The organism is Xanthomonas vasicola, from assembly GCF_000772705.2.
GTDB classification, from domain to species: Bacteria; Pseudomonadota; Gammaproteobacteria; order Xanthomonadales; family Xanthomonadaceae; genus Xanthomonas; species Xanthomonas vasicola.
The window spans coordinates 152,729-167,461 of record NZ_JSBW02000096.1 but is presented as its reverse complement, the minus strand read 5'-3'; the positions used below and the strand labels follow the sequence as shown (position 1 = coordinate 167,461).

Sequence of the window (14,733 nt, the reverse complement as noted above, 5' to 3'; positions counted from 1 at the left end):
CAGCTATTACGCAGGAACCAGCGCACAGTCTGCGGAAGAGTGCGCTCCACTTTAGTGGCTTATCGAACAAGCGCTTGCCGCAGTCAGACGTAACAGGTGCGCGATCGCGTCGCAAAGAAGATCGATCTGCATACACATGCTTGCCTCGGCCACGCGATTGATTGCGTCAATCTTCATCTGCAGACACCGCGGCGCCATGTCATATCACTGCAGATGACATGTGTTGCCTCGTCATCAATGCGTAACGATGCGTGCATTGGTGTACGCCCAGTTGGCTGTAAACGTGCAAGAAAGCATCGCTGGACGTGCGTGGGCACGGAGGCAGCGCACGTATGCGTCATGCAGATTCAGGCCACCAGCCACGACTGGCTATCCACGACGCACAGACCTTAGCAACGCTCAGCCAGCCTGCTCCACCAGATCGGCCAACTCGTCTTCGTCGAAACCGGCAAGCATGCGCGCCTGCAGATTGAACGGCCCATGCAGATAGCCACCGGCGTATTCGCGTAGCAGGGCCTTGAAACGTGCACGCGGCTCGACGCCGGCCTGCTCGCAATACCAGCGGTACCAGCGCGAGCCGGCGGCCACGTGTGCCACTTCTTCGCGCAGGATGATCTCGAGTACCTCGGCAGTCGCCACATCGCCGAGTGAACGTAGTTTGACGATCATCGCTGGCGTCACATCCAGCCCACGTGCTTCGAGCACGCGCGGTACCAGGGCCATGCGTGCCAGCCCGTCGTGCGCGGTCTTCTCGCACATTTCCCACAGCCCGTTATGCGCGGCGAAGTCGCCGTAATCGTGGTCGTGCGCCTGCAAGCGCGCGCGCAATAGCATGAAATGGCGCGATTCGTCATCGGCCACCGCCACCCAATCGGCATAGAACGCCTGCGGCAAACCACGGAAGCGATACACCGCATCCCAGGCTAGATCAATCGCGTTGAGTTCGATATGCGCAATCGCGTGGATAAACGCAGCGCGCCCTTCTGGCGTGCCTAATCCACGACGCGGCAAATCGCGCGGATGTACCAGCAGCAGCGTGGGCGGACGGCCCGGCATGCGGATCGGCTCCGGCGCAGGCGCTGCCGGATCGATCGCAAGATCGCCTGCGCGAAAGGCCGCTGCGTAGTGTTGGGTCAACGCAACTTTCTGCAGCGGGTCGGCCTGAGCAAGGCACAAGCGCGCAGCGTCGAACAACTCGGTATTTTCAAACGAGCCGATGCTCATGCTGCCGACCACAACAGGTGAGGGCTCGCTGCAGAAACCCAGTGCGCACGCATGCGCTCCCAGGCATTTCGTCCTGCACAGCCTGCCGACAGCGCCAGCCCGGCAAACGCGGCCAATCGGCCGTGTCGCCGCGGTAACTCAGGCGCGGCGACGCTTCTTGGCATCGTCCGAGCGCAGCTGCTGGATGCGTTCGAAATACCCCGGTTCGATGCCGGTGATGTACTCGCCGTTGAAGCACGAAGAATCGAACTGCTTGATGTCCGGGTTACCTTCGCGCACCGCCACTTCCAGGTCTTCCAGATCCTGGTAGATCAGCCAGTCGCACCCCAGAAACTCCTGGATTTCCAGCTCGCTGCGGCCATGCGCGATGAGCTCTTCGGCGGCCGGCATGTCGATGCCGTAGATGTTGGGATAACGCACCGGCGGCGCGGCCGAGGCCAGATACACCTTGCGTGCGCCGGCGTCGCGCGCCATCTGCACGATCTGCCGGCTGGTGGTGCCGCGCACGATCGAATCGTCGACCAGCAACACCACACGGTTGCGGAATTCCAGGTGGATCGGATTGAGCTTGCGACGCACCGATTTCTGCCGTTCGCCCTGCCCCGGCATGATGAAGGTACGGCCCACGTAGCGGTTCTTGACGAAGCCCTCGCGGTACTTCACGCCCAGCACGTTGGACATTTCCAGCGCCACGTCGCGCGAGGTGTCCGGGATCGGAATGATGGTGTCGATGTCGTGATCCGGGCGCAGGCGCAGGATCTTTTCACCCAGCTTCAGGCCCATGCGCATGCGCGCCTTGTGCACCGAGATGTTGTCGATCATCGAATCGGGACGCGCGAAATACACGTACTCGAAAATGCACGGCACGTTGTTGGTCGGCGAAGCGCACACTTCCGAAAACAGCTCGCCGCGCGCAGTGATCACCAACGCTTCGCCCGGGCGCACGTCGCGCACGCGCTGATAGCCCAGGATGTCCAGTGCTGACGATTCGGAGGCCACAATGTATTCAGTGCCTTCGGCGTGATCGCGCTTGCCCAGCACCAGCGGGCGGATGCCATGCGGGTCGCGGAAGGCCACCAGGCCCAGGCCCAGCACCACGCTGACCACCGCATAGCCGCCCTTGCAGCGGCGGTGCACGCCAGCCACCGCGCGGATCGCCGCTTCGGGGGTAAGCATGCGCTGCGCGTCCAGCTCGTAGGCGAACACGTTCAACAGCACTTCGCTGTCCGAATCGGTATTGATGTTGCGGCGGTCGGCTTCAAACACCTGCTGGCGCAAGGCCTCGGTGTTGATCAGGTTGCCGTTGTGCGCCAGCGCGATGCCGTAAGGCGAATTGACGTAGAACGGCTGCGCCTCGTCCATGCCTTCCGACCCTGCGGTTGGGTAGCGGCAATGCGCGATGCCGACGCGGCCTTCCAGCACCGCCATCTTCTTTTCGTCGAAGACGTCGCGGACCAGGCCATTGGCCTTCTGCACCCGCAGGCGCGTGCCATCTGCAGTGGCGATGCCTGCGGCGTCCTGCCCACGATGCTGCAGGACGGTCAGGCCGTCATAAAGCTGCCCGGCGACGTTTTGGTTGCCGACAATACCGACGATGCCACACATGGTGCGCGTTCTCCGCTTCGGCTTGCGCCGTTACTGTGAAGGTGGCCGTGCCTGGCCTTGGGACTCGACCCGAGCCGGGTCGCTTTCTCCGCCGCGAACCTGCGCCGGATCGATGTTGGCCGGCATCGCCCGCGTCGGATCGCGCCCGTCGCCAGCCGTCTTGCCGGGTTTGCCAAGCGCACGCGTGATGGTGTCGCTCAGCCCGGAACCGCCAAGTGCCTTGCCCAGGTCCGTATTATCGCCTGCCGAAGGCAACTTCCCCAACTCCGTTGGCAAGTTGCCAAGTTCCATCGATGGCATGTCCATCGACGGCATTCGCCAGGCCGGCAGTTGCGCCCGCATCCAGCCTGCGCCCGGCTGCAGCATGGGCAGCAGCACCGACTGGCGCCACGCCGGCTCGCGCGGCAGTGGGGTGAAGCCCATCAGCAGCACCAGCACGCTGGCCAGAAACGCCCCGCGCACCACGCCCAGGCCGAAGCCGAGCATGCGATCGATGCCGCCGAGCTTGATCGCGTCCACACCCGCGCGGATCACCATGCCAATCACCGCTACGCAGATCAGCACCCCGACGAACACCATGGCGTAACCGCCGAAAGATTCGGTGGCAGAGGGATGCTTGCCATTGGCTAGCCAGTGCGCGGCCGCGCCGCCGAACATGAAGGTGGCCCAGCCGGCAAGCAACCAGGACAAGGTGCCGACCACGATGGCGACAAAACCACGCAACAAGCCCAACAACGCCGACACCAGAATGATGACGCCCAGCACCATGTCGATCATCGGCAAGCTCTCCGCGCGACGCGTGCGCCGTTGGTGCAATCTGGCTCGGTACTCATTGCCCTCCCCTCCATGGGTGCGAGGCGTTCGGAAATCCCGTGGCTGCGGGTTGCGCAGTGCAGGCAGTTAGCGACCACATAACGGTACGACAGCAGTTGCAGTGTACGAGCGGCCGCGTTTGCTTGCGGCCGGTACAGACGTTACGGATGTGGCCGCACCATGCCGGAAATACCGACCTTGGCTGCCACCTGGGCACGCAACTGTTCGGCATCACCACGATTGGCGACCGGGCCAACACGCACGCGGCTGAGCGCGCCCTTGTCGGTCCGCACCTGTTCGACGAAGGCGCTGAAGCCGGCAGCGCGCACGCGGTCGCGTAAGGCATCGGCATCTTCGGCGCGCGCGAACGCACCCAGCTGCACCGCGAAACCGACCGCACTGGCCGCAGGCGCTGCCGGCGCGGTGACCACCGGCTTGGCAGGCTCAGGCGTGGCGGCTGCAGGCGTGGCGGTGGCAGGCTTGGTGACTTCGGGCTTGGCCGGCACGGGCTTGGGCACGGCGGCCGGCTTGGGCGCGGCGGCCACCGGCTTGGCGGGCTCCGGCGGCAGGCTTTCGGTCTTGGTGGGTGCGGTGGTGCTGGCGGCGGCTACGCTGCTGCCAGGCTTCGCGGTGGTTGCGGGCACTGGCGTGCTGGCGACCGGCGCCGGCGCGGCGGCGTTGGCATCCAATGTCACTACCTGCGCGTTGACGTCGCTGCGCACCTTCACTGCCTGCAGGCGGGCCGATTCGGCCTGGGCCTGGTCGGCATACGGTCCAACGCGCACGCGCCAGGCCGGGCGGCCGTTGATCTGGGTCTTTTCGCTGAAGCCGGGCAACTGCGCCTGCTTGAGCCGCGCAATCACCGCATCGGCATCGGCGCTGGTGGCGTAGGCACCGAAATTGACCGCGTAATTGCCAGCGGCCACTTCCGGTGCGGAGGGCGTGCTGGACGGAGCGGCCAGATCGGCCGCATCGGGATTGTTCTGCACCGGCGCTGGCGCACCGGCCATGCCCAGCGCGCCACCGGCCGGCGCATTGCCCGGGGTGACCAGCGGCAATTCGCGGGTTTCGAACTCGCCATTGGCGGGTGCTGCAGGTGCCTCGAGCGGCACATCGGCCACACCGCTCGACGGCGCAGGGCCCTTGACCAGCATCGGCAGGAAGATCACGGCAAGCGCCACCAGAACGATGGCGCCAATCAGTCGCTGTTTCAGAGCAGTATCCACGGAAGAGACGAGAGGCGGCGTGGCGGGGTGCCGCGGCGATTATAAGGCCGGCGCCACCCCGACGACCTCAGCGGGCTGAATGAAGTGCGCTAAATGCGTCGGCCACGGTGTGAAACGAGCCGAACACCAGTACGCGGTCGCCGGGGCTGGCCGCGTCCAGGACCGCACGCACCGCACTGGCAACATCCCGATGACACGGCGCCTGCGCGGCGACACTGCCCTGCAGACGGGCCTGCAATGCCTGCGCCGATTGGCCGCGCGCACCTTCCAGCCCCGCCAGTGCCCACTGGTCGATCTGCCCAGCAACTGCCTCCACCACGCCCAGCACGTCCTTGTCGACCAATGCAGCGTAGATCGCGTAGGTGCTGCCGGCATGCGCCTGCGCACCGAGCGCGGCGGCCAGCGCGCGCGCGGCCTGTGGGTTGTGGCCGACATCCAACAGCACTTGCACGCCATCGACCTCGAGCCGCTGCAAACGCCCGGCCACTTGCGCGTTGCCGATGCCCTGCGCCCAGGCTGCATCGGGCACCTCCACCGGCAAGGTCTGCAATGCGGCGATCGCCGCGGCCGCGTTGGCTAGCTGTACCGGCGCGTGCAATGCAGGCATCGGTAATTCCAGCGTCACTGCCACATCGCGCCAACGCCATTGCGGCGCACCGGATTGCGGGGTCTCAACCTGCCCTGCGTCGATCGGCTCGAAGAAATAATCGCTGCCGGCACGGATCGCATTGGCACCCAACTGGTAGGCGCGCCGTAACACGCTGGACGGCGGGTCGATCTCACCCAGCACCACCGGCTTCCAGGCGCGGATGATGCCGGCCTTCTCGGTGCCGATGGCCTCGCGGTCTTCGCCCAGCCAATCGGTATGGTCGATATCCACCGTGGTGATCACCGCCACATCCGAATCGACGATGTTGACCGCATCCAGGCGCCCGCCGAGGCCGATTTCCAGCACCGCCAACTCCAACGCGGACTGCTGAAACAGCCATAGCGCCGCCAGCGTGCCGAACTCGAAATAGGTCAGCGCGGTGTCGCCGCGTGCCGCCTCGACTGCAGCAAACGCGTCCACCAGTTGCGCGTCGCTAGCCTCCTCGCCATCGATGCGCACGCGCTCGTTGTAGCGCAGCAGATGCGGCGAGGTGTAGGCACCGACCTTCCAACCGGCGGCACGCCCGATCGCCTCAATGAAGGCCACCGTGGAGCCCTTGCCATTGGTCCCACCCACGACGATGACGTGCGTTGCTGGCGCGGTGATCTGCAACCGCGCGGCGATCTCGCGAACACGCTCCAAGCCCATCGCAATGGCGCTGGGATGCTGCTGCTCGATGTAGGCGAGCCAGTCGGAGAGAGAGTTCGTTGCGTTCATGGGGAGCGCCGCGCAGAGAGGGGCACATTATCGCCATTTACGCTTGCGAAACGCATGCCACAGCGGTGCTCGATCCATTGCGATTTCTTGCTTTGTGAGGCCGAAGCAGCGCTTGTGCAGGGCGCAGGCATGGAACGCAGTCAAACGCGCTTCAAGGGTCTTCAGCACTCGCCGCAATCCGCATGCCCAGTACCGACAGTTGACCACGCAACCGCATCGGCACCTGCTGCTCCGGATGACGTCGATACAGGTGTTCGTCGATGCATAGATGGTTTGGAAACCGATGCTCCAGCGGCCCGCCACTCAAGCGGTATTTACAGGTCCGCGCAGTGCGCACGTATGCGGTCTGCATGACATGCACTTCTTCAAAATCGGTGCCTGCAGTGCGCGTGTAAACCCATGGCCCGCCTCTGGCCAACGCCAGCCGGCACAAAAATCCCAGTAACGGTGGCGCGAGACAGAGCGCCAGAACGGTATTGACCGGGTGCTTGCCGAAGACCGCCTTCCATCCATCGGCGCGATAACAAGCGCCGTCAGTCCGGCGCCCAGCAGCCACATCGGCAAGAGCCAGCGTTGCCCGGACAGAAAAGGCGCGGGAATAAAATCGGAGAACGCCCCTAGTACCAACAAGCCAACCACACTTGCCAAAGCGTGTATCCGACGACTTTGGGCCACTTAGAAACTGCGACGGCATGGCGCGTCAATTGCGTGATCCAGCGCCCCTGCTCTGCCTCGCCTTACAACGCCCGATGCTTTGCCTCACCAAAGAACGGTGTGTGGTGGGCGCAGTCGTTGAGGCGCACCACTTCCAGATGCTCCACGTCATCGCCTTCGAGCAGGTTCAGCGTGGTCGGGGCCTGGCGGAAGCTCCACAGCTTGGACAGCGGCAGGCCCAGGATCTTGCACAGGATCACGCGATTGACCGCATCGTGCGCGACCACCAGCAAGGTGTCGTCGGCGCCCAGTCCCTCGGCGACGCGCACCAGGCCACGCCAGCTGCGGTCCAGCACCTGACGCAACGATTCGCCGCCTGGCATCAGTACGGTGTCGGGCTCTTGGCGCCAGGCGCGCAGACGTGCGGGATCCTTGTCGTTGATCTCGCTGGCCAGCAGGCCCTCCCATTCGCCGTGCGCAATTTCCTGCAGGTCGGCATCGGTCTGCAGCAGTGCCTCGCGCGAAGCGCCCAAGGCGGCCTTGGCAGTGGCCTGCGCGCGCGACAACGGCGACGCCACCGCGCGGTCGATCTGCAGCGTGTGCAGCCGTTCGCCCAGCGCGCGCGCCTGGCCTTCGCCCACCGGCGACAGCGGAATATCGATCTGGCCCTGGTAACGGCCTTCGGCGTTCCACGGCGTCTCGCCGTGACGAGCAAGCAGGATGCGCATGCGCTGGGGGTTCCTAGGGGGGAGGGACCGGCTCGCCGCAGCGAAACCGGACCGCATCATAACCCCTGCCACCGCCCACCGGCCGCCCGCGTCAGCGCACGCCGAGTTCTTTCAAGAGGTGTGGCGCCGGGGCGACTTCGGTCATGATCCAGCGCAGATAGCGACTATCTACGGCGATCATGCGGGTCATTGCCGGGTCGAAGACCCAGCTGCTGCTCACCGACTCCCAATTGCCGTCGAACGCCAGCCCGACCAGCTTGCCTTTCGCGTCCATCACCGGCGAACCGGAGTTGCCGCCGGTGATGTCCAGATCCGACAGGAAGTTGACCGGCACCGTGCCCAGGCGCTTGTCTTCCAGGCCGGCATAGCGCTTGGCCTTGACCGCCTCCAGCAGGGCCTTGGGCGAATCGAACGGATCGGCGCCGGTGTCCTTGGCGGCCACTCCCTCCAAGGTGGTGAACGGTGTGTAGGCCACGCCATCCTTGGGGGTGTAGCCCTTGACGTTACCGAAGGTGATGCGCAGCGAGGAATTGGCGTCCGGATAGACGAACGCGCCCTGGCTCTTCTTGTAGTCCGCCAGCGCCTGCAAATAGCGCGGGCGCGCCAGCAATTCTTCGCCTTTGCGACGCTTTTCTTCGCGTTCGATCTGCAGCAGCGACGGCATCAGCGCCACCGCATAACGCAGCGCCGGATCCTCGCTAGCCTCGAACGCAGCACGGTCGGCATGCAGCCACTTCAAACGCTCGTCAGTGCTGCCCAGTTTGGTGCCGGCCAGTCGCGCGGAAGCGGCCTGCGCGTCGGCGCCGGCCAGCCACTGGTCCAGCGCCGGCAAGCGCTGCGCAGCGGGCAGCTTCAGGTACTGATCGAACCAGTAGCGTTGCAACTGCCCGTCCATCGCGGCGACGTAACGACGCTCCATCTGCTTCTGCGCGCCCTCGATCTCCGGCAGGTCGCGCTCTTGGTAGTCTGGTTCGCGCTCGGCATCAGGCTTGGCGCGCTCGATTGCCAGGCGGTACAGCGACAGCGCGCTGCCAAGCACGCCGGTGCGGCGCATCTGGCGCAGGATCAAGTCGCGGTCGCGGGTGGCCTTGGCCTGCTCATCCAGCGCCAGCAGTTGCGTATGTGCCTGCAGCGCTGCGCGGCCGTCGCGGCCCTGGCGCTTGAGCCAGGCCAGCACCGCGCGCTCCTCGGTCTGTTTCTGCGTGGCGGCGTCGATGCGCTTGAAACCCTGCAGTTGGCCTTCGTAGTTCTTGGCTGCGTTGTTCCAGCTGGCCATGGTCGCGGCGTACTTCACCTGGATGTCCGGGTCCTGCTTGCCGGCCTGCTCGACCAGCGCGATCAGGTCGCGGTACTGACGTCCGGCAGTGGGATACGCCCAGTTGGCGGTGTTGTCGAATTCGGCGGCCAGTGCGTAGCGATTGGTGCGCCCCGGGTAGCCGGCCACCATCACGAAATCGCCAGCGCCCAGCGGCTGGTCGGCAAATTTCAGGAAGTGCTTGGGCCGATACGGCACATTGTCCTTGGCATAGGCAGCGGGCTTGCCGTCCTTGCCGACATAGGCGCGGTAGAAGGAGAAATCGCCCGTGTGGCGCGGCCACATCCAATTGTCGACGTCGCCGCCGAATTTGCCGATCCCCGACGGCGGCGCGTAGGCCAGGCGCACGTCGCGGATCTCCAGGGTGCGGAACAGCCGATAGGTGTTGCCGCCGGAAAAACTGTACAGCTCGCAGCGGTAGCCGGCCTCGGATTCGCAGGCCGCAACCTGGGCCTTGTCGAACGTTTCCAGCGCCTGGGTGCGCTTGAGCGCATCGCTACCGGCGCCGGCGATCGCCACGTTCGCCTGCTCGGTGACGTCGGTGATGCGGTCCAGCACGTAGATGCGCGCGTTTGGCCCGGCACTCAGTTCCGCCCCGGCGCTGGCGGCGCTGAAGCCGTCGCGGATCAGATTCTTCTGCGCAGTGGAGTTGAGCTGGATCGCGCCGTACGCGCAATGGTGATTGGTCACGACCAGCCCTTGCGGCGACACGAAGCTGGCGGTGCAGCCGCCCAACGACACCACCGCGCCCATCGGATCGCCGGTCAGGTCGGCCAGTTGCTGCGGCGAAAGACGCAAGCCGGCTTGTTGCAGTGGTCCGGCAATCTCCGGCAGTTGTTGTGGAACCCACATCCCCTCGCCGGCTTGCGCAGATGAAGCCACTGCCAGCGTGGCCAGCATGGAAACAGCGAACAGGTTCGGACGCATCGACAGCCCCAGAGTCATTTTCGTTACAGTCTAACTCTCGTATCTGCGGCGCACTTCATGACTGATGGCAGGGTTTGCGCGCCCCTGTCGACCTGCAGGTATTCGGGCCGCGCAGTACGCGCCAGCTGACCGGCCTGCAGCGTACCGGGCGAGCGTCGGCTTAGACGCGGCCGAACGCGGGGTCGCTACGGCTGGGCCTGCCGGTTTCCAGATGCCCGGCCAGCCGGCGACGGAAAGCGCTACCCGGTTGCTCGACCACAAGGTCGTACCAGTGATCGCTGGCCGCGAGCGCCAGGCGAATGGTCGCGCGCTGACCTGCAGCCAGTTGCAACGTGCGCGAGGTTGGATCTGCATAGTCCAGCGCACGCAGCTGCAGGGTGCATGCGCGCTGCCCCGCATTGCCGATTTCCAGCACCAACGCGTCGCCATCCTGCCGCGCGTCCACCCACGGTGCTGCCGATGGCGTGGAGGTCGGTGAAACCTCGCCAGCGAATTCGCGCAGGAAACCATTTGGTCCATGCACGCGCAAGGCGTACGCACCGTTATAAGTTGCCCCGACCGGCACATCATCCAGCTGCGTGCCGGGTAGCACCGTGTAGTACCACGGGCCGCCGCTGGCAGCGCTGCTGTAAACGTTAAACGCCGCTGCAGCCGCGCCGCCATTGACGAACTGCAGCTGCACGCCTGTTGCGTCGTGCACGCGTGCGTGCACTTGCAATGCGTAGGGCAATGCACGCGCCGGTCGTTGTCCTGGCTCCTGTTTCGGCATCGTTGCGGCGGTCGGTGGAACAGGCAGCGGTTTATCGCGCACAGCTGCCGTGCGTGCGCGATAGTCGTCGACCGACGGCAACGCACTCAACGCCGAATCGTCCGGTTTGCGGAAGTCGAACACGCTGGTGAGATCGCCGCTGACCGCACGCCGCCATGGGCTGATGTTCGGCTCGGCCACGCCGAAGCGGCGTTCAAGCAGACGCAGCACCGAGGTGTGATCGAACACCTGCGAGTCGACCCAGCCACCACGCGTCCACGGCGAGATCACCAGCATCGGCACGCGAATGCCCAGGCCGATCGGCACGCCGTCGTAGACCTCGCCACGCGTGTCGACATTGCTGCGCCCCATGCGTGCGTCCACTGCCGGCAACGGCGCGGGCACGTGATCGAAGAAGCCGTCGTTCTCGTCGTAATTGATGATCAGCGCCGTCTTGGCCCACACCTCGGGATTGGCGGTGAGCGCATCGATCAGACGCGCCACCAGCGACTCGCCATAGGCAGGCGGCGCTTCGGGATGTTCGCAGTACGCGGTGGGCGGGATGACCCACGACACCTGCGGCAGGCGATTGGCCTGCACATCGGCAGCGATCGCGGCGACCAGATGCTCGGCCTGGGTGGTGGCGGCATTGTCCGCGGTGGACCCGGGCACGCATGCACGTGCACGCCGGTACCGTTCGTCGTCGGTGCGTAGATCGCGGTAGTGCGAGAAGTACGCCAGCGAGTTGCAGCCGAAGTTGTCGTATTCCTGATACACGCGCCAGTCCACGCCGGCAGCCTGCAAACGCTGCGCGTACGTGGTCCACTGCAGTGCTGCGTAGCCGAGCTTGTCGCGCGCCATGTCGGCGGTCCAGTTGCCATCGTCAGCATTGGTCACCGCCTGCGCGCCGACGTTGCCCACGCTTGGGCCGCTGGTACCGGTGAACAGATACATGCGGTTGGGATTGGTCGGCCCGTGCAGCGAGCAGTAATAGCCGTCGCAGATGGTGAACGCGTCGGCCAGCGCGTGGTAGTACGGGATGTCGTGACGCTGGAAGTATCCCATCGTCAATTCCCCCTTGTACGGCACCCACGCATCGTATTCGGCCCAGCGTGCCGGGTCCTGCCCGTGACCGGCCTTCCAGGAATGATCCAGGCTCTTGATCAACGGCGCGCAGGTATGTTGCGAATCGAACGCGAACGGCAGCAAGCGTCGTCCATCGGACGTGGGTTGACTCCATACCGGATGGCCATCGCGCAGTTGCAGCGCGCGCGGATCGCCAAAGCCACGCACGCCACGTAGCGCGCCGAAATAATGATCGAACGAGCGGTTTTCCTGCATCAGGATCACCACATGTTCGAGATCGCGCAACGTGCCGGTCCGCGCGTTGGCCGGCAGCGCGAGCGCACGACCGATCGAAGACGGCAAGGCGCCGGCAGCAGTGAGCGCAGCGACGCGCTTGAGAAAATCGCGACGCGAAGAGGAAGAGGTCATGGCGGCAGAACCTGCAAAAAGTGACGCTTTTTTCACCGCGCAGCGCGGCTGGACACGACACGTATAGCGGGCGAGCGCGACAGTTTTGCGACAGCGACCGTCATCAATGTTTCATGAGCCGTTGACACCCTGCGTCGCGAAACGCCGGCTTTGCACCGTGCGTCCGCCCTCAGCCGTGGCCGAACAGGACTCCCCCATGACTTCCGCTCGTCGCTTTCATGTCACACCGCTGGCGCTTGCCCTGGCAACGCTGCTTCCCGTCATTTCGCAGGCCGCGTCGCCGGCTGAGCCGGTTGCCGTTGCTCCGGCAGCGGAGGCAGCGACACCTGTGGCCGACGCCGCCAATGCAACGCAACTGGATGCAATCAATGTGGTGTCGCAAGGCAGCACGCGCCAGGTGCAACGCATCAGCCAGCAGGACATCGAGCAGCTGACGCCCGGCAGCAGCGCATTCAAGGCAGTGGAAAAACTGCCCGGCGTGCAGTTCCAGTCCGCCGATCCATTCGGCACCTACGAATGGTCCACGCAGGTGACCCTGCATGGCTTCGACCAAAGCCGCCTGGGTTACACGCTCGATGGCATTCCACTGGGCAACATGAGCTATGGCGTGACCAATGGCCTGCACATCACGCGCGCCATCATTTCGGAAAACCTCGGTTCGGTGGAAATTGCGCAGGGCGCCGGTGCACTAGGCACTGCGTCCAACACCAATCTCGGCGGCACCATGCAGTTCTACTCGGCCGACCCGCAGACCACGCCTGGCGCACGGTTGGTGCAGACGGTGGGCAGCGATGCAACGCGCCGCACCTTCGTGCGCGCCGACACCGGTGATCGCGATGGGTTGTCGGCGTATCTGTCGTATGCCAATGCCAGCACCGACAAATGGAAGGGCTATGGCGATCAGACATCCGAACAGGCCAATCTCAAGACGGTGTACCAGTGGGGCGACGGCAACCGCCTGAGCCTGTTCGTCGATACCTCGCGGCGCAAGGAATACGACTACATGGATCTGTCGTTGACCAGCCAGCGCGCGCTCGGCTGGGACTACGATTACCTGCAGCCGGATTGGGCCACCGCCGTGCAGATGGCACGCGCGTATCAGAACACCGGGGCCACCAGCGGCGTGGCCAACGGCTACCCGCAATCGCTGGCCGGCCTGCCCAGCGACTACAGCTGGCTCGATGCCAGCTATTACGCCGGCGGCGGCCTGCGTCGCGACAACCTGGCAGGCCTGTCGGGCACGTTCGTGTTCGGCGGTGCCACGCTCGATGCCAGCGGCTATTACCACGGCAATCGTGGCGAAGGCCAATGGGTGACACCGTATGTGCCCACCTCCGCGCAGATGCCGCTGTCGATGCGCACCACCGACTACGGCCTGGATCGCTTCGGCGGTACCAGCGCATTGAAATGGTCGTGGGGCAATCACGATCTGGAAGTGGGCGCATGGGCAGAAAACGCGCGTACCTCGCAGGGCCGCAATTACTTCGCGCTCGGCAACGAGGGCTACACCTCGCTGTACAACGTGTACGAAGCACAGACCCCGTTCCGCCGCGACTTCCTGCAGCGCTACACCACGCAGACACGCATGCTGTACCTGCAGGACACCGTGCACCTGCTCGACGACCGCCTGACGCTGAATTACGGTGCAAAGGCGCTCAGCACCACCACGCGCGCGCAATCGCTGGTACCGACCACCGCACTGGCACAAGGCCGCATCCGCGCCGAAGATAATTTCCTGCCGCAGGTGGGCGTGAATTACAAACTCGACGAGCGCCAGGACCTCTACGCGTCCTACAGCAAGAACATCGCCGCCTTCGGTTTCACCCCATTCGCCACCTCGCAGGCCGCCTTCGACCGCAGCCGCGCCACGCTGGAGCCGGAAGAATCGCAGACCGTGCAGGTGGGCTATCGCGTGCAGGACGCGCAGTTCCAGCTGTCGGCCGATGCCTACTTCACCAAGTTCTCCAACCGTCTGTTGACCACCTCGCCGTGCACCGCGGTGCAGACCTGCGCCTCGATCCTCAGCAACGTCGGCGCGGTGCATAGCGCCGGTGCGGATCTGGCACTGATGTGGCGGCCGACCGAAGGCGTGAGCTGGTTGAATTCGCTCTCGTGGAACCGCTCGCGTTACCAGGACGATTACCTCAACAACGGTGTGGTTGCGACGTCCGGCAAGGATGTGGTCGGCATCCCGGCGTTGATGTTCTCTTCCAGCGCCAGCTACCAGATCGGCAACCTGCTTCTGGATCTGGACGGCAAGTACGTGGACAAGCGCTACATCACCTTCCTCAACGACTCGCAGGTGCCGTCGTACTGGCTGTTCAATGCCGGCGCGCGTTACGACTTCGGCCGTGTTGGCGGTGTGGCGGATGTGGCGCTGGCGCTCAACGTCACCAACCTTACCGACAAACGCTACTTCGCCAGCACCGGCACCAACGGCTATGTCGCCTCCGATCCGGACGGCTACAACCAGACCATGGTGGTGGGCGCGCCGCGGCAGTATTTCTTGAGTCTGGATGTGAAGTTCTAAGCAGCGCCTGACTGCTCCGCAATTGCCCCTTCTCACGTGGGGGCGAAAAGGCACAGCAAGCGCGCCACTGGCGTGCTTGCCCAGAAGCGTCTGTGCCGCAACG

Annotated in this window: 10 protein-coding genes; 1 reads left to right on the top strand and 9 read right to left on the bottom strand. The window is 64.8% G+C overall.

What is annotated here, in order from left to right:
• Positions 1–399: 399 nt before the first annotated feature.
• From NX05_RS21025 to NX05_RS20990, 9 genes are all read right to left on the bottom strand, one after another.
• Entirely contained in the window at positions 400–1,224 is an 825-nt protein-coding gene (locus NX05_RS21025) for a ferritin-like domain-containing protein (RefSeq protein WP_039436107.1), read from the bottom strand.
• A gap of 138 nt (positions 1,225–1,362) precedes the next feature.
• On the bottom strand, positions 1,363–2,829 hold the full coding sequence (purF, locus tag NX05_RS21020) for an amidophosphoribosyltransferase (protein WP_010368572.1): 1,467 nt from the start codon (positions 2,827–2,829) through the stop codon (positions 1,363–1,365).
• A gap of 30 nt (positions 2,830–2,859) precedes the next feature.
• A complete protein-coding gene (locus NX05_RS21015; RefSeq protein WP_039436109.1) occupies positions 2,860–3,606 on the bottom strand; it encodes a CvpA family protein in 747 nt (248 codons plus the stop codon).
• Positions 3,607–3,803: 197 nt separating this feature from the next.
• Positions 3,804–4,868 (bottom strand): SPOR domain-containing protein, encoded by a 1,065-nt coding sequence (locus NX05_RS21010; protein WP_039436111.1) that lies wholly within the window; start codon positions 4,866–4,868, stop codon positions 3,804–3,806.
• A 67-nt stretch (positions 4,869–4,935) separates the two neighbouring features.
• Positions 4,936–6,234: a bifunctional tetrahydrofolate synthase/dihydrofolate synthase gene (gene folC, locus NX05_RS21005; protein ID WP_039436113.1), complete on the bottom strand. Its 1,299-nt coding sequence runs from the start codon at positions 6,232–6,234 to the stop codon at positions 4,936–4,938.
• Between the two features lie 151 nt (positions 6,235–6,385).
• Positions 6,386–6,928, bottom strand: coding sequence for a hypothetical protein (locus NX05_RS23380; protein ID WP_230597884.1), 543 nt, complete (start codon positions 6,926–6,928; stop codon positions 6,386–6,388).
• A gap of 43 nt (positions 6,929–6,971) precedes the next feature.
• The gene (locus tag NX05_RS21000; protein WP_039436116.1) at positions 6,972–7,616 is read right to left on the bottom strand and encodes a histidine phosphatase family protein; all 645 of its coding nucleotides are present in this window, start codon (positions 7,614–7,616) and stop codon (positions 6,972–6,974) included.
• Between the two features lie 91 nt (positions 7,617–7,707).
• Positions 7,708–9,783, bottom strand: coding sequence for a S46 family peptidase (locus tag NX05_RS20995; protein ID WP_172645751.1), 2,076 nt, complete (start codon positions 9,781–9,783; stop codon positions 7,708–7,710).
• Positions 9,784–10,018: 235 nt separating this feature from the next.
• A complete protein-coding gene (locus tag NX05_RS20990) occupies positions 10,019–12,100 on the bottom strand; it encodes a phosphocholine-specific phospholipase C (protein WP_039436120.1) in 2,082 nt (693 codons plus the stop codon).
• Between the two features lie 106 nt (positions 12,101–12,206).
• On the opposite strand from NX05_RS20990, the gene NX05_RS20985 reads away from it, so the two are divergent.
• A complete protein-coding gene (locus NX05_RS20985; protein ID WP_104607655.1) occupies positions 12,207–14,630 on the top strand; it encodes a TonB-dependent receptor in 2,424 nt (807 codons plus the stop codon).
• Positions 14,631–14,733 lie beyond the last annotated feature (103 nt).

What these genes read in the sequence shown, in the direction of transcription:
- NX05_RS21015 (WP_039436109.1), bottom strand. Translation starts at nt 3,606, where the DNA reads ATGATCGACATGGTGCTGGGCGTCATCATTCTGGTGTCGGCGTTGTTG.
- purF (WP_010368572.1), bottom strand. Translation starts at nt 2,829, where the DNA reads ATGTGTGGCATCGTCGGTATTGTCGGCAACCAAAACGTCGCCGGGCAG.
- NX05_RS20990 (WP_039436120.1), bottom strand. Translation starts at nt 12,100, where the DNA reads ATGACCTCTTCCTCTTCGCGTCGCGATTTTCTCAAGCGCGTCGCTGCG.
- NX05_RS23380 (WP_230597884.1), bottom strand. Translation starts at nt 6,928, where the DNA reads ATGCCGTCGCAGTTTCTAAGTGGCCCAAAGTCGTCGGATACACGCTTT.
- NX05_RS20985 (WP_104607655.1), top strand. Translation starts at nt 12,207, where the DNA reads ATGTTTCATGAGCCGTTGACACCCTGCGTCGCGAAACGCCGGCTTTGC.
- NX05_RS21000 (WP_039436116.1), bottom strand. Translation starts at nt 7,616, where the DNA reads ATGCGCATCCTGCTTGCTCGTCACGGCGAGACGCCGTGGAACGCCGAA.
- NX05_RS20995 (WP_172645751.1), bottom strand. Translation starts at nt 9,783, where the DNA reads ATGTGGGTTCCACAACAACTGCCGGAGATTGCCGGACCACTGCAACAA.
- NX05_RS21025 (WP_039436107.1), bottom strand. Translation starts at nt 1,224, where the DNA reads ATGAGCATCGGCTCGTTTGAAAATACCGAGTTGTTCGACGCTGCGCGC.
- folC (WP_039436113.1), bottom strand. Translation starts at nt 6,234, where the DNA reads ATGAACGCAACGAACTCTCTCTCCGACTGGCTCGCCTACATCGAGCAG.